Source organism: Streptomyces kaniharaensis, assembly GCF_009569385.1.
GTDB classification, from domain to species: Bacteria; Actinomycetota; Actinomycetes; order Streptomycetales; family Streptomycetaceae; genus Kitasatospora; species Kitasatospora kaniharaensis.
On sequence record NZ_WBOF01000002.1, the window covers coordinates 365,401 to 387,927 of the forward strand.

Below are 22,527 nucleotides of genomic sequence, written 5' to 3' on the forward strand. Positions count from 1 at the left end.
TGGGCATGGCTATGCCATGATCGAGGTGACGATATGTGAGCTCACCGACACGCCGCCAGATCGTTCGAACACTGCATATGAGATTTTTATAAACTCTTGACCTCGCTGTCCGCGGCTTTCCGGACATGTCCACGCAAGTCGGCAACGGGTTTGACCCGACCGTAGATCAGACCGCATCGTTCCCACCCGAACGCCCCCCATCACGGGGGCAGCCGACCGGGAGGGAATCACACAAGCAGCATGTCCACCACGCCGCGCACAATCATGGACACTCCACCGCCACCATCCATACGCAAACGCGCGCTCGCCCTGACCGCTCTCGGCACCGGCTGCGCCTTGAGCCTCGCCCTGCTCACCGCGCCGACGGCCCTCGCAGCCGACGGCAGCCCAACTCCGGCGACCCCGACCCACGGACCTGTGGGCGGAGTGAGGCCGATCGTCCCGTCGATGCCGGCACCACCCCGAACTCCCGTGCAGCAGGCGATACTCGACGCGATCGCCAAGGCCAAGTCCACGGGCAAGCCGGTCGTGGTCGACGCGATGACCGACTCGGCCTCGAAGACCGTGGCCAACCCGAACGGCACACTGTCGACTACCGACAACGCCCAGCCCGTGCGCATCAAGCGCGACGGCGTGTGGGCCGACATCGACTCCACCTTGCGGCCCAACGCCGACGGCACAGTCAGCCCTACGGTTGCGAGCACCGCCCTCACGTTCTCCGGCGGCGGGAACGGGCCGATGGCCACCGTGACCACTGGTGATGGGAAGAAGCTCTCCGTCGGTGCCCCCTTCGCGCTGCCGAAGCCGTCGTTGAACGGGGCGACGGCCACCTACCGGAACGTTTTGCCCGACGTCGACCTGCAACTGACGGCACTTCCTGTCGGCGGCTGGCGGGACGTGATCGTCGTCCGCACACCCGCGGCCGCCGCCAACCCCGCTCTGAAGACCCTGCACTTCCCCCTCACCGCCCAGGGGCTCACCGTCTCCTCGGACGACCAGGGACGCATCGATGTCAAGGATGACAAGGGCGCTCTGCGGTTCCGTTCCCCCTCACCCCTGCAGTGGGACTCCTCCAAGCCCGGCGCAGCCGCGCCCGCCGCCGCCTCCAGGTCGTTCGCGCGTGCGGCGCTGACCGCGGCGCCGGCCGCCGACCCTGCACCGGTCGAAGGGACCCTGTCCACGGCCGAGGCCCCGGGCGACGGAGCGAACGTCGCCCGGATCGGCAGCAAGGCCACGGGCGACGCCATCGAGCTCACCCCGGACCCGAAGGCGCTGGGCTCGGGTACCGGCCCCTGGTATCTGGACCCGACCCTCACGGCCGTCACGAGCTACACGCAGAGCTCCGTCGAGGTGCAGGAGAACCACAAGGACGCGAAGAACTTCAACGCGAAGTCCAACCTCGCCACCGGTTTCTGCGGCTACCACAGCTCCGACCCCAGCGAGGACTGCGGCACTTTCGGCCGCCAGCGCGCCTACTTCCAGTTCGGCGTCAACCCCGCCATCTACACCCAGGTCGCCGGCGCCCAGGTGCCACCCACGCTCTTCACCTCCATCCTCAACGCCCAGGTCACCGGCGCCTCCAGCCCCAGCACCGCCACCAACCTCGGCGTCTACTGGGCCCCCACCGCCATCAACGGCGACACCAACTGGTACCAGCAGCCGTGCAACGACAACGGCAACCAGATCATGGGGGGCTGCACGTACGTCGGCGGCCAGCCCATCACCGGCACCGGCCCCATGGCCGTCGAGGTCACCGACATCATGAAGCAGGCGGCCGCCGGCAAGTGGGCCACCTGGACCATCGGCATCGCCCCCAGCGACACCGAGTGGACCAAGGAATACCGCCACTACATCGCCAACAACCCCAGCGTCACCACCACCTACGACATCACCCCCACCATCTGGGACCCCCACACCACCCCCGCCCCCGGCTTCGCCGGCAACGGCACCACCACCCGGTGCACCAGCGGCGGCGCCAACCCCTGGGACAACCCCGGCTGGATCGGCAGCAACCAGAACGTCTACCTCACCGCCAACAGCTACTCACCCAGCGGCCAGCCCCTCTACACCGGCTTCCACATGTGGGACGACAACGACCCCAACTTCAGTGTGAAGGACGGCGGTTGGCTCGGCAGCTACAACAACCCCGGCTACAACCTGTCGGTCGGCTCACTGAGTGACGGCCACCAGTACGGCTGGTACGCCGCATCCTCCGACGGCCTCCTCACCTCGCCGATGAGCGCGTGGTGCTACTTCCGCGTCGACAAGACCAACCCCCGCGTCAGCATCAGCTCCAACGACTTCCCGCCGTCCGGCACCCCGAACCCCAACCCCGCCAAGTACATGAACGACGAGGGCACCTTCGTCATCAACGCCGACGACCCGGCCCCCGGCCAGGGACTCCAGGCGTCCGGCGTCGCCTGCGTCCGGGTGAGCACGGATTCGACTCCGGTCACCGGCTGGAAGTGCGGACAGAGCGGCACCATGCCCGCCGGCCAGCCCTACAAGTACAAGCCCAAGGACTGGGGCACCAACACCCTTTACGCCCAGGCCATGGACAACGCCGGGAACTACAGCCAGCCGGCCGTCTACAACTTCTACGTCCCCTGGAAGCCCGGCACCCAGCCCCTGTTCGGCGACGTCGACAACGACCAGAAGCCCGACGTCGTCACCGTCGACAAGAACGGCGACCTGCGGATCATCGGCGGCACCAGCGACCCCACCACGTCCCTCGCCGCCCCCGCGGCCGCCGCGCCCGGCAACCGCGACTACGGCGCGACGTGGTCCGACTTCCAGGTCAGCCACCACGGCACCTTCGCCGTCGGCCAGGCCGTGGACGAGATCATCGCCCACTACAACAAGGACACGACCTCGAAGCTGCGGGAGGCTCTCTACCTGATCCCCAACAGCGGCACAGGCCGCTACGACACCCTTATGCCGATCGCCCTCAACCGGCCCGCGTGCACCACCTACGGCACCGGCGCCCCGTGCCCCGGCTACAACGGCAAGAACTGGAGCGACGTCTCCCAGGCCATCGCCCTCGGCACACCCGACGGCGAGGCCATCGGCGGCGAGCCGAACAACCCCGACCGCAAGGTCATCATGACCCAGACCTCCATCCTCACCCTGGAGAACAACAACCTCTACCTCTTCCAGCCCAACGGCCAGGTCGACAGCCTCGACGCCGCCACGCTCATCCCCGCCACCTCGGGCAGCTGGGCCGACCTCGATCTCATCAACCCCGGCGCCGCCAACGGCGCCACCACCCTCCCCGGCGCCACCGACCCGACCTACCAGACCACCCTCTGGGCACGGAACCGCACCACCGGCGACGTCTTCGCCTACCCGCTCGGCTGGAAGGCCGACGGAACCGTGGACTACACCGCGCTCACCAAGCCCGGCCAAGGGATCAAGCTGGCCGTCGGCCAGGCCCTGCCCGCGGCCGACTACCCCCGCATCGGCGCCGGCGACCTCAACAACGACGGCACCGTCGACCTCTGGGTGATCGACAGGACCAACGCGATCGCCATCTTCCCCGGCAAGAGCAGCACCGGGGTCAAGGGCAAGGTCGAGGCCTTCGACCACTGGAACTTCGCCGGCTACGCCGACTCCAGCGTCACCGTCCACCCCAACCTCGTGAACTGGCTGTGCGCCGACGCCATCGGCGGCCCCAACGAAGGCACCGAGATCGCCGCCTACGCCTGCTGGCAGACCATCAACCAGCGGTTCAACTTCGCCACCGACGGCACCATCCGCGCCGGCAGCTGGTGCGTCTCCACCAAGGACAACGCCCTCGGCAACGGCGCCCGCCTCGTCCTGTCGAGGTGCATCGGCAACACCGGCCAGAAGTGGTCCGTCCGCGCCGACGGCCGCATCTACCTCCCCGCCACCGTCACCCCGGACAACCCCGGCGGACGCTGCCTCGAACTGCCCGGCTGGTCCACCGCCCAGGGCACCCGCCTCGACATCTGGGACTGCCCCAGCCTCCAGGCCAACCAGCAATGGACCCTGAACTACGAACCGCACGCCCCCTGATCGGCCACGCCGCACCAACACCGTGAACTGACCCGACACGCAAGCGCAGGGGCGGGGCTCCGGCACCCGTCGCGAAGCCCCGCCCCACGCCGACACCACCACCCCGTACACACCCATGGGAACCCGTGAACACCACCCCTGAGCACCCCGCCGACCAGCGGCGCAGCACCAGCGTCACCACCAAGAGGGCCCTCGCTGCAACCGCCGCAGCCCTCGCTCTGGCATCGGTCGCCGCCTGCGGCCCCGACAAGGTCGACAGCCACGTTGCCGGCACCGCCGCCTCCGCCTCCCCCAGCCCCACCGAACGACTCGAGTCGATGACCGGCGTCATCATCCTCGAACGTGCCCAGCAGGACTTCCTCAAGGCCCCGACGGTGAAGATCACCGGACACCTCACCACCGACGGACAGAAGACCGACTTCACCGTGCAGACCGACACCCAGGGCAACTGCAAGGGATCCTTCACCACCGCCGGTCAGGGAACCACGCAGGTGCTGCGCACCTCGGGACAGACCCTCGTCAAGCCCGACGCCCAGGCCCTCGCCAAACTCACCGGCCCCGCAGCGGCCGAACTCGGCAAGGACCGCTGGCTGCGCCTCGTCCCCGGCGACGCGATGACCACCGTCACCCAGGTGTGCGACCGCAAGAGCATCCCCGTCTTCGGCGACGGCACCCGCGCCAACCAGGTCGTCAACAGCGGCACCACGACCGTCAACGGCGTTAAGGTCGTCGAGATCCTCGCGATCACCCATGACGAGGGTGGGTTCACCGGGCACGTCTCCACCGAGACCCCGGCGCGCCCAGTGCGCGTCGAGTCCAAGGAGCAGGACGTGGCCATGGACTTCGCCGACTACGGCACCCCGCTGGACGCCGCCCTCCCGCCTGCCGACCAAATCATCGACCTGGCAGCCCTGAAGAAGAGCGCCGGAGCCTGAGAAGGGTGGGCCCGTTGGGCGCCTGCCCCGTGCAAGGCGGCCGGCGGGCCCGCCCGGAGGCCGACCACCTGCTGCGACGGCACCCCGCCGAAGACTGGCTGGGCTGACCGTCAAGGAGCCCGCCCGGACCCGAGGGGCCGAGCGGTTCGATACAGACGCATGACATGCATCACACTCAATTGCGGAGATCATCTGAATCTTCAGGGTGGCGTTCATCGACCAAAGGGTCCACTGCCTCCAGCGCACCTGGAACGCATCCACTCAAGTCCAGCCATGCTGACCGCATGTGATTTGGTGCATCAGGGAGCGGGCGTGTCCTCGCCTGGATCCTCATGTGGGGCTCGCGGACATGACTTGGCATCACCACGTGGCGGCCGGGCCCGACGCGGCACAGGAGCAGCACGTCCTGCCGTCCGTGGCCGACGTCCCGTCCTCCTATGATGTCCTCGTCATGATCGTATGGAAGGTGCTCGGCTCGTTCCGGGTCGAGGTCGACGGCCGCCCGGTCGACACCGGTGGTCGGCTCGCCCGTATGGTGCTGGTCCAACTGCTGCTCGCCCGTGGGGCCGTCGTACCCACGGAGCGGATCATCGAGCGACTGTGGCCGACGCGTGTCCCGTCGAGTGCGCAGGGATCGCTCCAGGCCTACATCGCGCGTCTGCGGCGCGTCCTCGAACCGGAACGGGCACCGCGCACGCCCGCGCGGCTGCTGGTCAGCGCGCCGTACGGCTATGCCCTCGCCGTCGAGCAGGACGCGGTGGACGCCTGGGTGTTCGAGAGCCGGGTGGCGGCGTGTTCGGAGGCAGGGTTGCCCGCCCGGATCGCCGCCGAGGGCCTGGCCGAGGCGCTCGCCTCCTGGGGTGGGCAGCCGTACGCGGAGTTCTCCGACGAGCCGTGGACGGCCGGTGAACGCGCTCGGCTGGAGGAGGTGCACCGCACCGCCCGCGAACGGCTGGCCGCGGCTCGGCTGGGCTGCGGGCAGGTCGCGCAGGCCCTCGACGACGCGGGCACGCTGACCCGGGAGCAGCCGTTGCACGAGGAGGGCTGGCGGCTGCTGGCCCTGGCCCTGTGGGCCCGGGACCGCCAGGGGGAGGCCCTGGCCGCACTGCGCCGGGCCCGCCACGTCCTCGACGAGGAACTCGGCGTCGAACCCGGGCCCGCGCTGCTGGAACTGGAACAGGCCCTGCTGCACCAGCGCCTGGACGTGCTCCACCGGGCGACCGGGACACCCGCCGCGGCTCGGACGACCGAAGCGCCCGCCGAGGCGATGCGCGCTCCGGTGGTGACGGTCGACCGCCGGACGCCCACGGTGCTCACGCCCGGTCGGCTCCTGGGCCGCGACGAGGAGCTGTCCCGGCTCGCGGCCGCGGCGGACCGGTCCCGGGGCGGCCGGGCCCAGGTGGTCCTGGTCACCGGCGAGGCCGGCATCGGCAAGTCGAGCCTCCTGGAGGCCGCCATTCGCCAACTGCCGCACCAGGGCTGGCTGGTCGGCACCGGGAACTGCCCGGAGACCGACGGCGCCCCGCCCGGCCGGGCCTGGTTCGACATGCTGCCGACCCTGGCGCAGGCCTCGCCGCCCGGCCCGTACGCCGATGAGCTCGCCCCGCTGCTGGCGCCGGGCACCACGAGCGACGCCGAGCAGCCGGACGGCAGCCCCGCCCGGCGCTTCCGCCTGCACCGGGCGCTGCTGGGCTGGCTCCGTGAGACGGCCGGGCGGCGGCCCCTGGCGATCGTGCTGGACGACCTGCACCGGGGCGATCAGGAGAGCATCGAGCTGTTCCTGCTCTGCGCCGAGCAGTTGCGGGACGTCCCGCTGCTCCTGGTGGGCTCGTACCGCACCGGCGAGGGCGACCTGACCGGGGCGCTGGCCCGCCTGGCCGCCTGCTCGCCCGTCCGGCTGGCGATCGGCGGACTGTCGGACGCCCAGGCGAAGGAGCTGCTGCGGCGCGGCGCGGCCGGCATGAGCGAGCACGCCGCGGCGGCGCTGGCCGAACGGGCCGGGGGCAACCCCTTCTACCTGCACGAGAGTTCGCTGCTGATGGCCGGTGAGGGCGAGCAGCAGGCGCTGGCCCGCGTGCCGCAGGGGGTCCAGGACGTCCTGCGGCGGCGGCTGGCCCTGCTCGCGCCGACCGTCACGGCCGGGTTGCGGCTGGCGGCCGTGGCCGGACGCGAGGCCGCGGTGGCCCTCCTGGTCCACGCCGCGGACTGCGATGCCGAGCAGCTGCTCGACGCCCTGGACGCGGGTGTCACCGCCGGGCTGCTCACCGAGCCCCGTCCGGGTACGGTCCGCTTCACCCACGCCCTCGTGCGGGACGCCCTGGAGGACGACCTCACCCGGCTGCGCCTGGCACGGATGCATTCCCGCCTGGGCCGGAGCCTGATCGCGCTCGGCTCGGACGACGTCGCCGCCACGGCCCACCACCTCCTGCAGGCGGCTGCGGTGGTGACCGCCGACGCCGGGCCCGCGGTCCACCACGCCCGGCTGGCGTGCGAGCAGGCGGTGCGCCGCTACGCCCCCCGCAACGCCGAGGCCCTGCTGACCTCGGCCCTCGGCCTCCTCGCCGACCACCCGGCCGCCTTCGCCGACCAGGACGCCGCCCTGTTGCAGGTGTCGCTGCTGGGACAGCTGGTGGACTGCCGGGTCCGGATGGGGGCCGTGGTGCCGGCCCGCGAGGCACAGCAGCAGGCCGTCCGGGTGGCCCGTGCCGAGGGCCGGGACGACCTGCTGGCCGCCGCCTACACGACGTGGACCGAACCGACGCCCTGGCGCGTGCGCGCCTACGCGAGCTTCGACACCGAGGCCGTCGAGGAGCTCAGGACGCTGTTGGAGAGCCCGGCGGCATCCGACCGGCAGCGGTGCCTGCTCCTCGACCAGCTGGCCGACGCGCTCGACGACATCGACCCCAACGCCGTGGCCGTCTCCCGCGAGGCCGTGGAACTCGCCCGCAGGGTGGGCGAGCCCCGGCTGTGGGGCCTGACGCTCACCTCGCTGCTGCGCCGGGTCGACGGCGAACTCGAACCCGCCGCCTACGCGGAACTCCACCGGGAACTGGCCGAGGTGGCCGCCTCCCAGGACAGCCCCGAGTACGCCTGGATGACGTCCTACATCGCCGCCCGGATCGCCGCCGCCCACAACGACCCGGCCGAGATGGAACGGTGCCTGGTCCAGGCGGACGGGATCGCCCGCACCTACGAGCTCCAGGGCGCGTTCGCGGTCGCGAGGCTGCGCGATCCCATGCTCGCCATGGCCCGGGGTCGTTTCGACGAGGCCGAGCAGGCGCTGGGGGCGGGGGTGGCGGAGCTGCGCGCCCGGGGAGCGGTGGACCTCGACGGGCTGGCGGCGCTGGCCGTCGGGTGCATCCGGCTGCAGCAGGGCCGGCTGGCCGAGGTGCTGCCGATGCTGCTCGCGGTGTGGGAGCAGTACCAGCCGGTCAACGAGTCCCTCACCGCTCTCGCGCTGCTGGCCGCCGGCCGGCCCGACGAGGCCCGGGAGGTGTTCGGCCGGCGCGCGCCGCTCCGGCGTGACTTCGCCTTCCTCATCCTGACCGGGCTGCGCGGCGCGGCCGCCATCGCCCTGGAGGACCGGGAGGCGGCCGCCGAGGTCTACCGGGACCTGCTCCCCCTGGAGTCCTCCCCGGGCGGGGCGAGCAGCCTCAGCATCGTCTTCCGGCCCGTCGCGCAGACCCTGGGCGACCTCGCCCGGTTCCTGGACCGCCCCGACCGGGCCCGGTGCCACTACCTCGAAGCCGCGCGGGTGGCGGCCGCCTGGGACTCCCCGCTGTGGGCGGACGCCGCCCGGACGGCCTTGGACGGGCTGCCGCCGGCACCCGCGTAGCGGCAACTGTCACGGTCCGGTCAGTTCGGCCATGAAGGCCGCGGCCAGGTCGAGGAACTCCTCGGGCGAATCGGTCGTCAGCTGAAGGTCCACCAGCACCTCGTCCGTCGCCGACCCGCACATCACCCTGAGGTGGTCGCAGATCTGGCGCACCGTCCCACGGTGGTGGATCTCCGAGGGATCCGCCTCCACCGTGGTGACTTCGGGGTTCACCCGGAACACCCGGCGCAGGCCCGCCGGGTCCCGCCCCGCCCGCTCGGCGGCCTCGGCGGCGACCGCCCAGAGACCGTCGAGGTAGGGCACCGGCATCGAGGCGGCGAGCCAGCCGTCCGCCCGCCTGCCGACCCGCTCCAGGGCGGGCGGGGTGAAGCCGCCCAGCAGGATCGGCGGCCTCGGGCCCTGGAGGGGTTTGGGGAGCACGGTCGACTCGGGGATCGTCCACAGCCGGCCGGTGTGGACGACCGGATCACCGCACCACACGGCGTCCAGGACATCGAGGGTCTCCTCCAGCCGGGCGCCGCGGCCCTGCCAGGGCACCCCGGTGGCCTGGTACTCCTCCCGCATCCAGCCCAGCCCGATGCCCACCTCCAGCCGCCCTCGGCTGATCAGGTCGAGGGTGGTCAGCGCCCGGGCGAGCACCAGGGGCGGCTGCCACAGGGCGTTGAGCGTGCTGCTGCCCAGCCGCACCCGTTCCGTGACCGAGGCCGCCAGGCCCAGGGCGAGCAGCGGGTCGAGGTGGGTGCCGTACCGGACGGGCATCGGCCCCCCGCTGGCGTAGCCGTCGGGGGGCGTGAGCGGCGACAGGAGCCGGTCGCCCACCCAGAGGCTGTGGCAGTCCAGTGCTTCCAGCGCCGTGCACATCGCGGCGCTGCGGTCGGGGTCGGCGAACGGGCCGAACTGGGGGACGGAGAATCCGATGCGCATCGGTGGGAGTTCCTCGGTCGGGACGGCGGGGGTGGGACGGGAGGGGGTGGGACGGGGACGGCCCATCAGGCGGCGGTGCGCCGGCCGCGGATCCGGTCGGTCTCGCGGCGGTACTGCCGCTGCCCGAAGAGCCGCCACAGCACCCGGGCCGGCAGGGGCAGCCGGGTGAGGAACTCCCGGCGCTCCTCGGGCGAGGTGTCCTCCAGGATGGCGCCCAGGGCGATCATCAGCCGGTTCTTGGGCGTCTCGGCGAGGCCCCGCTCCCCCACCGCCTGCCACTGCTTCTCGTTCACGTGGAGCGCGACCAGCGGCATGACCTGCCGCTCCTCCTCGTCGAGGTGGGCGCACAGCTGGCGGTGGTGCCGGTGCAGGGCCGCGACGAGCTCGTCGCGGTCCTCGGCCAGGGCACGGGACTCCCACCGCTCCACGAGCCCCCGGACCTCCTCGATCCCGTCGCTGAGCCCGTGGTGCTGTGCCTCCATCGCCAGGACCTGCTCGGCGTCGAGGTCCAGGTGGGGCAGCAACACCGGCCAGAGCATCTCGTCCTCGCCTGTGTGGTGGGCGTGCAGGCCGACCGCGTACTGCCGCCAGTGCTCGGCGAGGATCCGGGAACGCTCGGTGTCGCCGGGGCGCACCTCCTGGACGAGTTCGGCCAGCAGGCGCGACTCGCGGCGGAACACCTGGTGGATCATCGCCATTTCGCGGGTGTAGTGGTGGACGGTGGCATCGGAGGAGTTGCTCGAAGTCATGACACCCAGTCTTCGGAGCCCGGTTGCAGGGCACTTGCACCCGACTTGCCGCGATGCGCCCGTCTCAGGCCGGCGGCAGGACCCGGGCGAGGTCCTCGGCCTCGCGCAACTGCTCGACGCCCAGCCGCCGGAGGTCCCGGAGCAGCAGGGCGGCGTCGGTGACGGCCTCGCCCGGCGCCGGGGCGGCCGGGGCGTCCGCCGGCACCGGGAGGCCGAGGACCGCGGCGAGGTCCGCCGCGGGCAGGGCCAGGACGGTGGCGAGGTCGGCGACCAGCTCCGGGGTCAACTCGGCCTCGCCGGAGGCGATCCGACCGTAGACGGTGGCCATCCGGGACCGGCCGGTCAGCAGCTGGACGACCTTCGCGGTGCCGTTCCAGCCGAGGTTGCGGGTGGCGACCATCCGCATCAGCAGGTTCCCCGGCGTGTGCCGGTCCGGCAGGGCGGCGGGCAGGCCCTCGATCCGCCCGCGGTTCTTCGCGGACGGCAGCCCGGCGACGCCGGCGCGGAGTTCGGCCCGGGACGCGGGCGGCAGCGCGAGGGCGAGCCGCACCACACCGGTGATCGAGGTGGTGGCCATGCCACCGGCCGGGGCGAGGTCCTCCGGCAGCGGGAAGGCGGCGAACTCGAAGAGGTCGGCGGGGTCCAGGCCGAGGGCGGGCGCGAGCCGGCGCAGCAGCGCGGGTTCGGGCGCGGCGCCGGCGAGGACCGCGGCCACCTCGGGCTCGGCGGCCTCCGCCCGCCGGGCCAGGTCGGCGGGCGCCAGGCCCCGGTGGTCCAGCAGACGGGCCAACAGGACGGCGAAGCCGGGGAGCTCGATCACGGCCCCAGCCTAGGCGCCCCGCCGGTGCGGACGGGCGCAGCGAAAGGCGACCGGACATGGCCGGCCGCCGGCCGGGCGTACCCGCACGGGGGAGGTTCCGGGCGGGTCACTCGGCAGCGCCCCCTCCCTCCGCCCCGTCCGGGGGCAGCACCAGGGCGGGGTCGAGTTCGAGCAGCCGCGCCAGGTCGGCCAGGATGCGCCGGGCACCGAAGTCGCCGCTCCGCCCGGCGAACGAGGCGATCTCGGCGGCGAGGTGCTCCGCGACGCCGGGGAGCAGCTCGATCGCGCTCGCGGTGTTCTGGGCGGCGTCGGAGCTGTTGAAGTACTCGTGGAAGGGCAGCACGTACTCGAGATCCGCCGCCAGCATCTCCCGGTACCTGTCCTCGTCGAAGGTGAAGTCACGGAACTTGAAGCGGGTCTCGGTGACCTTGGCGACCGAGGAGAGCAGGTCGTCGAGGCGGGTGGCTTCGGCTACCGCACGGCCGGAGGGGGTGCGCACGTACAGGTCCTGGTAGCCGCTCCACTTGGTTCCCGCCAGGCCGAGGCGGTCGTTCGGGGTGCGGGTGAAGCCGGCCTCGACGGACGGCCCCAGGGCGGTGCCGCCGACCCACGTGCCGCCGTCGGCGAGCAGACCGGTGACGGCCTCCGCGGCGGCCTGCTCCGGCCGCCAGTCCAGCAGCCAGGAGTCCTTGTCCATCACCACGTCGAACCGCTCGCCGGGGTGGGCTTCGAGGTACTCGTCGTACGTCAGCGCGTGGTAGTCGACGGTGAGCACCGGCCCGCCCGGGCCCTCGACGGTGATCGTGGCCACCACGCCCTCGACCTTCTTGACCGTGGCGACGGTGTGGCCCGGCCCGGCGTAGGAACCCAGCGAGCGCTCCAGCGCTTCGACGACCTCCTCCAGGTGGGCCGCGCGGGTCTTCGCGTTGAGGCCCTTCGGATCGACCCCGACCAGGGTCATCTCGGTGGCACGGGTGGTGAAGAGCGGGTGCTCGATGTCGGAGTTGGCGCCGAGGTAGAGCAGCGAGCGCCCTTGCGGCCCGTCGCCCGCCGCGGTCAGCCGGTTGAGGGCGACCGTGGTCTCGTACTTGGGCGTGAGCTTGAGCCCGACGGCCCAGCGGCCGAGCGCCCGCTCGTCGACCCAGGAGGGGTGCTCGCCGATGGCGGTGGCGGCGTGCTCGGGGCGGGGGCCGTTGTTGAACAGGTACGTCTGGGTCTCCTCGTCGACTCCGTGCCGGATGGCGGCCTTCAGGTTGTCGTGGTCCTCCCGGGAGAGGTTCCACGCGGCGGCCCGGTCGGCGGCAAGAGTGGCGTTCCGGTCGGCGGCGGTGCCGCTGCCCTCGGCCGGGGGGTGCGGACCGGCGGCGGGGGCGCCGTGCCCGCCGGCAGCCGTACCGCTGCCCTCGGCCGGGGGGTGCGAACCGGCGGCGGGGGTGCCGTGCCCGCCGGCAGCCGTACCGCTGCCCTCGGCCGGGGGGTGCGAACCGGCGGCGGGGGTGCCGTGGCCGCCGATGACGTGGGTGCCGTGGCCGCCGGCGGCCGTACTGGTGCCCTCGGTCGGGGTGTGCGGATCCGCGGCGGGGGCGCGGGGGGCGACCTCCCCGGCGTACCGGTCGGCGGCGGCGGTCGGGTGCTCCACGGTCACGACGACCTGACGGAGGGTCTGCCCGGTGGCGCGGCCGGCGTCCTCGCCGTCGGGCGGCTCCTGCCCCCGGGAGCGCACGGTGATCTCCAGGTCGGCCGCCGTCGGCCCGGGGTGGCGGTCGGCCAGGTGGGTGTCGAGCCGCCGGACGAGGGCGGCGGCGACGGCCTCGGCCCGTTCCCGGCCGATCGCCATCGCCCGGCCGAAGTGCGGGATGCCGGCGACCGTCCCGTTGCCGTGGCCGGTGACCGTGAGCCGAGGCAGCGGCAGCCCGGCGGCCGCGCGCTCGGCCACGTCGCGGGCCAGCGCGGCGGCGAAGGCGTCGACCCGGGCGGACTCGGCCCCGGCCGGCTCGGTCGATCCCTCGGTGAAGGCGAAGGCACGCCGCTGGGCGGGCGCGGGGCCTGGTGAAGAGGCGTGGTCGTGCGCGGGCGGGACGGCGGACGGCGGCGACTCCGGGCCGGCGGACGGGAGCGCGTCCGGCACTGGGTGCGGCGGGGCCGCCGACCGCCCCGGGTGCGCCGACGGACCTTCGGCCCCCGGCTGGCCGGCGGAAGCTGGGCCCTCCGGCCGTCCCGGCCGTTCGACGGCGTGGACGAGGTCGGCCCGGTCGGCGTCGGGACGGAAGCGGAGCAGCGGCTCGCCGCCCGGCAGGTGCGACGCGTTGATCTTGTCGAAGATGCCCTTGCTGAACGGCGACTGCGGCTCCCAGTAGCTGTGCGCGCCGTGCATGACCGCCATGTCGTTGGCCATCATCTCCTCGACCACGCTGCCGTACCGGTTCGGCGTGAGCCGGGAGCCGCCCGGGCTGGAGATGTCGAAGACGTCGTGGTCGCCGGTGATGGCCCGCCACTCGCCGCGCCCGTCCTGACCGAGCACCAGCCCGTTCTCCACCCGGAACCGGCCCTCCGCGGTCAACCGGTCGATGACCGGGGCCAGTTCGGCGAACTCGTGCGCGCGCTGGCGGTACCGCGCGTCGAGGCGCGCCCGGGTCGTCGCGTCGAGGCCCTCGTGCGAGGGCGGCACCGGCTCGAAGTAGCCGACCAGGCCGACGTGTTCACGGTTCGCGCCCAGGTGGACGTCCAGCTCGTTGATGGTCTTGGCCTTGATGTCCTTGGGCTTGGGCAGCATCCCCTGGTCGAGCCACTTGGGGGCGTCGGTGTTGGTCGGCCGGACGTCGATCACCAGGCGCCGCTCCTGCGCGAGCCGCCGGAACTTGCCGAAGTTCTTCTCCGGGATGCCGTAGAGCTCCCGGGCGGCGGCCGGCGCGACGGTGTCCTGCCGCGTCGCGGAGTCCTCCCGCACCGCACCGTCCGTACGTGCCGCACCGTCCGTCCGCCCGGACCCGTCGGTCTGCGGTGCCTGCGGCGGGAGCTCACCGGACCCCGTCGCGCCGTGACCGCCCGCCGCGCCGTGCGCACCCTGGGAAGCACCCCCCTGCGGGTCGAACGCGCCCTGCGCGCCCGCTGTGCGGAGGTACGACTGCACGACGAGGCCGCGGTAGTACTCCCAGAGCCGGGGCAGGGCGGGCAGGCCGCCGTGGACGATGGCCCGGTACAGCTGCTCGGGCCCGCCCTGGAACTGCTCGGGCGGCGTCCTGAAGTACGCGTCGTACGGGGCCAGGTACTGGCTGTCGCCCCCGTAGGTGACGACGGCGTTGCGCAGCGTCTCGTACTTGCGTGCCACGTGCTGGATCCGGTCGGTGAAGAAGGCGGCGGCGCCGTGGTCCCGGTCGACCGCCGGAAGCCCCAACTGGTGGCGGATGGAGTCGAGTCCGTCGAGACCGAAGCCGCGCTCGTGTCCGTACACCTCGACCGGCTTGCGCCACCAGGCGTGCTCGTCCGGCGGTTCGTAGGCCCGGCCGCCCTTCATGTAGCCGTCCACGTCGAACTGCTTGGAGTACCGGCCGGACGCCGTCGGGGGGTCGGGGACGATGACGCGCTCGTAGCCCGGCGCCAGGCCGCCCTTCCGGGTGAAGCCGTGTCGCTTGTCGTGCCACTGCTCCATCCGGGCCGCGCCGCTCGCGCCCTCCTCCTCCAGGTAGGAGACCCGGTGGCCGATCAGCGCGACGGCTTCCAGGTTCCCGGAGCGGAAGCCGAGGTGGTCGAGCTGGTGGTGGCGGTCGAGGTGGTCGTAGAGCAGGAACTGGCCCGTGCGGGTGTCGCCGCCCCAGGAGGTGAGCTCCGGCGAACCGCCCTTCCAGAAGCCGGTGATGTGGTGGATGGTGTCGGTCCGCAGCTCGGTGCGCAGCTGCATCACGAGGTCGTCCCACTTGTCGCTCTTCGCCGGGTTCGGATGCGGGTCGCCGGTGATGATGACCGCGTCGTAGGAGCCGGCGACGTCGCGCACGATCTGCCGGATGCCCTGGAAGCTGGTGTCGTGCTCCATCCGGCTGCGGAGGTCGTTCCACTGGGTGGCCTTGCCGGTGAAGCGGGACCAGAGCACCAGGACCCGGCCCTGCCCGGCGGGCAGGTGGATCCCGCGGCCGGCCAGCCAGTCGACGATCCGGCCGTCGTGGGCGTCCGTCAGACCCCAGGCGGTCCGTACGGTGCCCCGCAGCTCCTGGGAGAAGACCTCGCTCACGTAGCCGGTGCCGTCGGTGACCCCCCAGATCTCCTTGACCTGGTACATGTCGCGGTAGGCCTTGCGGATCCCCCAGTCCTGCTGCGCGATCCGCCCGGCCTCGGCCTTCAGGGCCTGCCAGACGCCGTGCTTCTCCATCCCCGGCACGTCGACGAAGAGGATCCGGCTGTCGTCGATCCCGCTGGAGCGGTAGAAGTCGGCGATCGCCCGGGACTTGTCCTGGACGGGGTCGTGGCCGGGTGTGCCGAACGCCGGTCCGCGCGCGATCAGGACGTGCAGGCCGGGGTCGTGCAGGAGCGAGACGCAGATTCCGAACTGGTCGCCGGACGCGTAACCCGGCTGCATGATTAGCGAGTTTTCGGAGGTGTCGGGCGGTGCCGGCTGGGCGCCGCCGACTGCGGCAGCGCCGGTGTGCCCGGGTCCGGCGGCGGTTCCGCCGGGCGTGCCGTGCGAACCGGTCGGGGTGGTGTGCGTACGCGGGGCGACCGCCGGCGCGCCGACGGGGTGCAGCCTGGGCCCGCTACCCTGCCGCTTGAGCGGGTCGGAGACCGGGTCCACCCAGGCGGTGCCGCGGTCGTGGGGTGTGGCGGCGGCCCGCGCCCGGTCCCAGCTCGGGTGGTGCGGGCCGGCGGGCGGGGCCGCCAGGTCGCCGACCGCGGCGGAGATCAGCTGGAGGTGCCGCTCGCGCAGACCCGCCTGCCGCAGGCCTCCGGCGGCCGGGGCACGGTAGTCGCCGAGCAGGCTGCCGGCGCCGTCGGGGCGGTGCGGCAGGTCCTTGGTGCGGTATTCGTCCCGCAGGCCGAGCTGGTGGCCCACCTCGTGGGCGTAGTCGACCGGTTCGGCGTCCGGCCACCAGGACCGCTGGTCCATGCCCCGGTCGCGGCCGACGAGGTCGACCGTCAGGTGCGCCGACTCGCCCGGGTCGGCGCGCAGGACGGTGACGTGCAGCCGGTCCCCGTTGGCGAGCCGGTAGCCGGGCCGGTTGTAGTGCTCCTCGACGCCCTCGGTCACCCTGCGCCAGATCGCGGCGAGGTCGTGTCCGGAGCCGCCGCCCCGGAAGGCGATCCGGACCGTCAGGTCGGTGACCGTCCTCCCCTCGTGGGCGACCCGGCGCGCCTCGAAGCCGGAACGGACGACGAAGCGCGGCGTGGGGTCGAGCCGGGCCGGCGGGACCGGCGGGCGGGACCCCGGGGGACGCGGGTCCGCGGTGGCGGGCCCGACGCCCGGGCCTTCCTCGGCAACCGGCCGCGGACCGGCGGCGCGCCCGACGCCCGCCTCCGGGCCGGAGCCGGCCGTCGCCGCCGCGGTCGCGGTCGCGGGGCGCGGGGTCGACTCCGCCCGCGCGGCGGCCGGTCCGCCGGCGCTCTCCGTCCGGGTGGCCGGTCCGTCCCCCGGGCGCGGGCCCTCCGCGGCGGAGGGCCCGGCGGCGGGCCGCGCGGGACCGCCCGCAGCGGCGCCCGGGGCGGACGGACCGCCGGAGGTGACGGGCCTGCCGCCGGCCGGAGCCGGGCGGCCGGCCTGCACGGACGGGGCCTCGGCCGCCGAGGCGCCGGACGCCACGCCCCGCGAGCCCTCGGTGCGGATCTCCGGTGCACCGGTGGGCGTCCGGCCCGCGCTCACGGCGCCACCGGCGGGCGTGCCCGTCCCGGGGCCACCCGCCGTCGTGGTAGCGGAGGCGGGGCCGGCCACCGTCCGCACGGCCGGCCCCGCGTGCCCGCCGGACGACGCGCCCTCGGCCGCCCGACCGCCGCCGGCCTGCGGCCCGGAGGCGCGCACGGCTGCCCCGCCCGTACCGCCCTGCCCGCGGCCGGATCCCGCGGACGTAGCCGCGCCGACCGCGCCCTGCCGAACGGCCGCCGCTCCGCCGGTACCCGCACCCCGGGTCGTCGTCCCGGCAGCGCCATGGCCGCCGGCCCGGCCGATGTCGGCGGTGGCCGGCCCGAAACCCGGCAGGACTGCGGCGGCCCGCCCGGTTACTACGCCCGGCGGACCACCGGCGTGGTCGCGTCCGGGGCCGCCGGAGGTCCGGGGACGGTCGTCGGCGACCGTGGCCGCCGGGCCGGACGCACCCCGGCCGCCCGCACCACCGGTACCGCCCGGTCCGGACCCGCCCACCACCGGCACCGGGGCGTCGGCCCGCTCCGGCGGCCCGGCCTCCGGCAGGTCGAGTACCGGCTTGTCCGGCAGGTCGACGTCGACCGGGTCCACGTCGACCTTCTCGCCCTTACCGCCGAACCGCCGCCGGCCGCCGCCGCCGACCGCGCCCACGGCACCCGCCAGGACGGACGCCCCGAGGAGTTCCTCGCCGCCGAAGGCGCCCAGCATGATCCCCGCGGTGGTCACCCCGGTGGCCGCGCCGAACACGCCCTTGCCGATCAGCGAGTTTGCGAACCGGGGCACGACCACGCCGCCGACGCCGAAGAAGACCCCGCCGACGGCGCCGCCGATCGCCCCGGAGACCGCGGCGGAGACGGTGTTGTCGACGCTCCACTGCGTCCGGTCGCCCTTGAGGAGTTGGATGGTCTGCACGGCGGCGTCCAGGCCCAGGTTGAGCGCCACACCCGCGGCGACCGAGATCAGCAGGCGCCGCAGGATCTTCTTGACCGCCGCCCGCGCCGAAGTGATCGCGGCCGGGAGCACCTCGGGCGCGAAGAACGCCCACTGCGCGATCTGCCCGGCCAGCAGCACGAGTTGGCCGAGGATCATGTACTTCGAGTACTCGATCTGGACCCCGGTGTGCCGGCCGAGCTTGCCCAGCTGCTTCGAGGACTCCGCCATCTCCGGGAGGGCGGACTCCAGCTGGGTCACGAACGCCCGGAACTCCTCGGCCACCTGCCCGCTGATGCTCTCCAGGACGCCGTTGGCCGACGACCCCATCCCCTCGCTGATGCCCCGCAGTTCCTGCGCCGCGTCGTCCCAGGCGGAGCCCAGCTTCCGCAGCCTGTCCTCGTCACCCTTGGGCCAGGACTGGCCGACGGCCAGCTTGGAGACCCAGGCGAGGGCGGGGGGCATCTCGACGCTCATTCGGCACCGTGTTCTTCGTCGGGTTCTTCGTCGGCGGTCACAGGGATGCGGGGCCGGCCGGCCCCGGCGGCACGCGGGCACGCGCGGGGGCCGGCCGGCGGAGGTCAGCGGCGGCCGACGTGGGGCCCGCCCGTACGCGGCCCGTGCCCGGCGTCGCCGACGCCGGGCACGTCCGGGACGGCGGAGGTCAGGGTCCGCAGGGCTTCGACGTTCTGCTCCTCGGTCCGCCGGAAGCCCTTGGCCATCGTCCCGATGCCGTCGACGGTGCTGTCCAGCACCTCCGCGGTGCCGCCGACGGCCTCCGTCAGCTGTTCCTTGGGCGAGAGGTACTGGTCCCGGAACTCCCGCCCGGTGTAGTCGTCGCCCCAGCACTCGCCCAACTCGCCGAGCCGGGCCTCCAGCCGGGTGCCGACCGACCTGATCAGCCCGGCCAGCTCCTGCACCTGCGGCGTGGCGGCCGCCAGCCTTTCGGTGTCGACGGAGAAGACGTGGTCAGCCACGGTCCGCCCCCTCGAAACCGTGCTCGACGTACTCCCGGACGGCGTCCGCCAGGGCCGGGTCCTCGGGCAGCAGCGCCGCGGGGTCGACCCGGCCCTGGAGCAGGTCGCCCACGGTGACGCCGGGCGGCAACCCGTCCGACACCACCCCGGCCACCATCTCCAGCGCCTCCTCCCGGGCCCGCGCGGCCGTGGTGACCAGCAGGTCGGCCAGCTCCTTGGGCGCCATCCGGCGGTAGGCGCCGGTGGGGAACTCGACCGCGGTGAGCTCGCCCTGCGCCCCGACGGTGACCTTGACCGCCTGCCGGGGATCGGTCGCGGTCGCCGTCGTGGCCGCGATCCGGCGCCGGGTCTCGGCGGCCTCCTCCCGCTGGCGGGCGTACAGCGCCAGCAGGTCCTCGATCTCCTGGTCGTAGGGGCTGGGCACGGGTGTTCCTCTCGTCGTCGGGTCTCGTCGTGGGGTCGTTCCGGGCGGGCCGGTCAGTAGGCCGTGCCGGAGGCGGAACGGTCCGGAACGGCGCCCCAGGTGCTCTCCTCCTGGACCAACAGGTGGGCGACCCCGGACCGCCCGGCGGTCTCGTCGGCCTGGTCCGCGTCGGCCGGCACGGCCTCCTCCGCCGGCTCGGCCGGCTCCGGCAGGCCGTCGCCGCAGCCCGTCACCGGCGGAACGGTGACACCCGTTCCGTCGCCCGAGCCGCCGGCCGTGCCGGAGACGAGCCGGTCCGGCTGCCAGGTCGACCAGGGCTCGGCCGCCTCGGTGGTTCCCCCGTCGGCCTCGCCGGCGGACCGGCCGTCCCGGCTCGGTGCCGCCGCCCAGAGCAGCGGGACGAAGGCACCCGCGCCGCGCTCCCAGAGGGCGGTGTCCTCCTCGGCGCCGTCCGCCGTGGGCCGGGGAAGTACCGCCGTCCGGTCCTCGGTGGAGCCCGCCCCACCCTGCGCCCCAGCGGACGGGGCGGCGGCGGTACCGGGGCCGGTGGCCGCGGCGGCGGCTCTCTCCGCGCCACCCCGCGCCCCCGTCCGCGGCGCCGCCGCTCCGGGGCCGGCCGCGGCCGGGGCGCCGAAGCCGGGCAGGACGACGGCCGGGCCGGCACCGGCCGGAGCACCGGCGCTCGCTTCCGCCGGGTCCGCGGCCACCGGCCCGGAGGCCGTCCAGGGGTCGGTGCCCGCGTCCAGCAGGCCCGAGGCCTCGGACCGCGATCCGGTCCCGTCCCCGGTGTCCCGGGCGGCCGCCGCCGGACCGGCCGCCGGAAGGAACGGCACCCCGCCCACGGTGAGCCCCTCGCCGCCGGCCGCCGCGCCGGTGTCCGATCCGGCTTCCCGCTCCTCCTGCTCCGTCCCGGTCTCCCACGGTTCCGCACTGGGCGTCAGCAGGCCGGAGGCGTCGGACCGTTCACCCGCGTTCTCGGACCGGTTGGAAGCGCCTCCCATGCCGGGCATGAAAGGCATCCCGGCCCCGGCCAGTCCGGCCGGCAACGCCGACTCGGTGGCGGCGCCGGCCGGCAGCCCGACGGGCGCGCCGTCGCGCAGCTCCTCGGCGGCTTTCTCCTCGCCGTCGGCGGGACCGGCGGCGCCCACGCGACCGCCGAGGCCGAGCCCGCGCGGGAAGCCGGCCAGGCCGGAGGTGGTGCCGCGGCCAGTGGCGAGGCCCTCGGGGAGGGCGCCGATGCCGCCGAGACCGGCCGTCCCGCCCAGCGCGAGCGGGGGGATCGCGGACAGCGCGCCGAGGCCCGCCCCGCCGAGACCGTCCAGGCCGCGCAGCGAGTCCACGGAGCCCAGCCCGCCGAGGCCCGGGAAGGAGAGCGGGTCCAGTCCGTTGAGGCCGGGGAGGCCGGGGAGCTCGTGACCGGGACCGCCGAGGTCCAGCCCGCCGGGGAACGAGGAGCCGTCGAGGCCCTTGAGGTCCCCCGGGCCACCCACGCCGTCCAGCCCGCCGACACCACCGAGGTCCCCCGGGTCACCGAGCCCGCCGGCGCCGCCGAGGCCTCCGCCGGCGAGGTCGGAGAGGTCGGCGAGGTCGCCGCCGCCCGGGAGCCCCCCGCCGGTCCCCGCCGGGTCGGGCAGCGGACCTGGACCGCCACCGGGGAGGTCGGCGGTGTTCGGGCCGTCGCCGGTACCCGGACCGTCGACGGGCGAGGGCACCGGCTGCGGGGAGACGATCGCGTCCGAGGTGAACTGGTAGTGCGAGGCCAGGGTCTTCAGCACGACCCGCATGTCCTCGCTCATCGCGTGCACCAGCTCCGGCCGCAGGCTGATCGGGATGAGGCCGTTGGACATCGGGGTGATGCCCAGCGCGTGCGCCCGGTTGGCGTACCAGGTGTCGATCTCGACGATCTTGAGCTGGGCGTTCCGGAGCGTGACGGCGTTGTTCGCCAGCTGATGCGGCACCGAGTGCATCCCGGTCGAACCGCCGGACAGCACCTTGGCGTTGGCGAGGACCTGCCGGGAGAAGGTGGTCATCGTGTCGAGGAAGGAGTCCGCCGCCGCGCCCCGCCACGGCCCGTCGTCCCCGGCCAGTGCCTTGGCCTGGTCGACCAGGCTCTTGCCGACCGCCTCCAGCGCCTTCTGCACCCGGTAGAAGGTGTTGGCGGCGTCCTGGAGGGACTGCGGGTCGGAGATCGCCCGGGCGTGGGACCGATTGGCCTCGTTGCCGACCCCGGAGGACATCCCGTTGATGGCCGCCATGATCTGCTTCCAGTCCCACACCTCGTAGTCGCCGCGCGAACCCGTCGCGGAGGGGTCCGGGTTGCCGAAGACCGCCCCGTCGTCGCCCTGGTGGAAGCCGTGGTTGTTGTAATCGGGCACGTCCGCTCTCCTTTCGGTCCTCGGTCAGGACGGGGCCGGGGAGTTCCCTGCGCCGGGACCGGGCTTGTCCGTTCCGGCGCCACCGGCCACGGTGGCGACCGCGTTGAAGTCGCCGACCGCGTCGGACAGGGCGTCGTGGAAGTCCCTGGCCGTCATGCCGTTGGCCTCCTCCACCGTCCGGTACTTGGCGCTCAGCGCCTTGACCCCGTCCCGTAGGTCGGTCAGCCCGGTCACCAGCGAGGCCAGCGAGTCGGTGAACGCCTTCTTCAGCCCGGTGTCGCCGTTGGGTCCGTTCACCTTGTTGCGCATCATGTTGGCGTGGTAGAAGGCGCCCGGCGCGACCGAGACGTCCTCCAGGGCCGTGGCGACGTCCTTCACCGGCTGGATCAGCCGCTCGATGTTGGCGGCGAACAGGTCCAGCGACGGCGTGCTGACCGCGACCGCGCCGGGGCCGGTCGCGCCGTTGCGCGGCACCGCCGGCACCGGGACCGGGCTGGAGTCGCCGAACGTCCCGTGCCCGGCCCCGACGTTGGAATCGCCGTCCCAGTGGATGGAGACGCCGGTGCCGTTCCCGCTCTCGTTGCTGCCGGTGCCCAGCCCGTAGTCGTTGTTGTTGTAGGTCCCGTCGGAGGCGTTGTGGGAGTCGTCGCGGGCGGCGAGGGAGTCGTCGGTGTCCGCCAT

11 protein-coding genes are annotated in these 22,527 nt (G+C 73.9%); 3 read left to right on the forward strand and 8 right to left on the reverse strand.

Annotated features, from left to right (window positions below; translation table 11 throughout):
• The first annotated feature begins 240 nt into the window (after positions 1–240).
• The 3 genes from F7Q99_RS29260 to F7Q99_RS29270 all read left to right on the forward strand — a co-directional run bounded on the left by F7Q99_RS29260 (position 241) and on the right by F7Q99_RS29270 (position 8,805).
• Positions 241–4,035: an RICIN domain-containing protein gene (locus F7Q99_RS29260; protein ID WP_153466941.1), complete on the forward strand. Its 3,795-nt coding sequence runs from the start codon at positions 241–243 to the stop codon at positions 4,033–4,035.
• Positions 4,036–4,160: 125 nt separating this feature from the next.
• Positions 4,161–4,970, forward strand: coding sequence for a hypothetical protein (locus F7Q99_RS29265; RefSeq protein ID WP_153466942.1), 810 nt, complete (start codon positions 4,161–4,163; stop codon positions 4,968–4,970).
• A 349-nt stretch (positions 4,971–5,319) separates the two neighbouring features.
• A complete protein-coding gene (locus F7Q99_RS29270) occupies positions 5,320–8,805 on the forward strand; it encodes a BTAD domain-containing putative transcriptional regulator (protein ID WP_153466943.1) in 3,486 nt (1,161 codons plus the stop codon).
• Between the two features lie 9 nt (positions 8,806–8,814).
• On the opposite strand, the gene F7Q99_RS29275 is transcribed toward F7Q99_RS29270, so the two are convergent.
• The 8 genes from F7Q99_RS29275 to F7Q99_RS29310 all read right to left on the reverse strand — a co-directional run bounded on the left by F7Q99_RS29275 (position 8,815) and on the right by F7Q99_RS29310 (position 22,527).
• On the reverse strand, positions 8,815–9,729 hold the full coding sequence (locus tag F7Q99_RS29275) for a TIGR03619 family F420-dependent LLM class oxidoreductase (protein WP_153466944.1): 915 nt from the start codon (positions 9,727–9,729) through the stop codon (positions 8,815–8,817).
• Positions 9,730–9,794: 65 nt separating this feature from the next.
• Positions 9,795–10,478: a hemerythrin domain-containing protein gene (locus F7Q99_RS29280; protein ID WP_153466945.1), complete on the reverse strand. Its 684-nt coding sequence runs from the start codon at positions 10,476–10,478 to the stop codon at positions 9,795–9,797.
• A 64-nt stretch (positions 10,479–10,542) separates the two neighbouring features.
• Positions 10,543–11,298, reverse strand: a complete 756-nt coding sequence (locus F7Q99_RS29285) for a helix-turn-helix domain-containing protein (protein WP_153466946.1) — start codon at positions 11,296–11,298, stop codon at positions 10,543–10,545.
• Between the two features lie 106 nt (positions 11,299–11,404).
• A complete protein-coding gene (locus F7Q99_RS29290) occupies positions 11,405–18,547 on the reverse strand; it encodes a WXG100-like domain-containing protein (protein WP_153466947.1) in 7,143 nt (2,380 codons plus the stop codon).
• Between the two features lie 104 nt (positions 18,548–18,651).
• Complete coding sequence (locus F7Q99_RS29295) at positions 18,652–19,047, reverse strand: WXG100 family type VII secretion target (RefSeq protein ID WP_153466948.1); 396 nt, start codon at positions 19,045–19,047, stop codon at positions 18,652–18,654.
• Positions 19,040–19,471, reverse strand: coding sequence for a YbaB/EbfC family nucleoid-associated protein (locus F7Q99_RS29300; protein WP_326847311.1), 432 nt, complete (start codon positions 19,469–19,471; stop codon positions 19,040–19,042). Before F7Q99_RS29300 ends, F7Q99_RS29295 begins: the two co-directional genes overlap by 8 nt.
• A gap of 53 nt (positions 19,472–19,524) precedes the next feature.
• Entirely contained in the window at positions 19,525–21,846 is a 2,322-nt protein-coding gene (locus tag F7Q99_RS29305; protein WP_153466949.1) for a WXG100 family type VII secretion target, read from the reverse strand.
• Positions 21,847–21,870: 24 nt separating this feature from the next.
• On the reverse strand, positions 21,871–22,527 hold the full coding sequence (locus F7Q99_RS29310) for a hypothetical protein (RefSeq protein WP_153466950.1): 657 nt from the start codon (positions 22,525–22,527) through the stop codon (positions 21,871–21,873).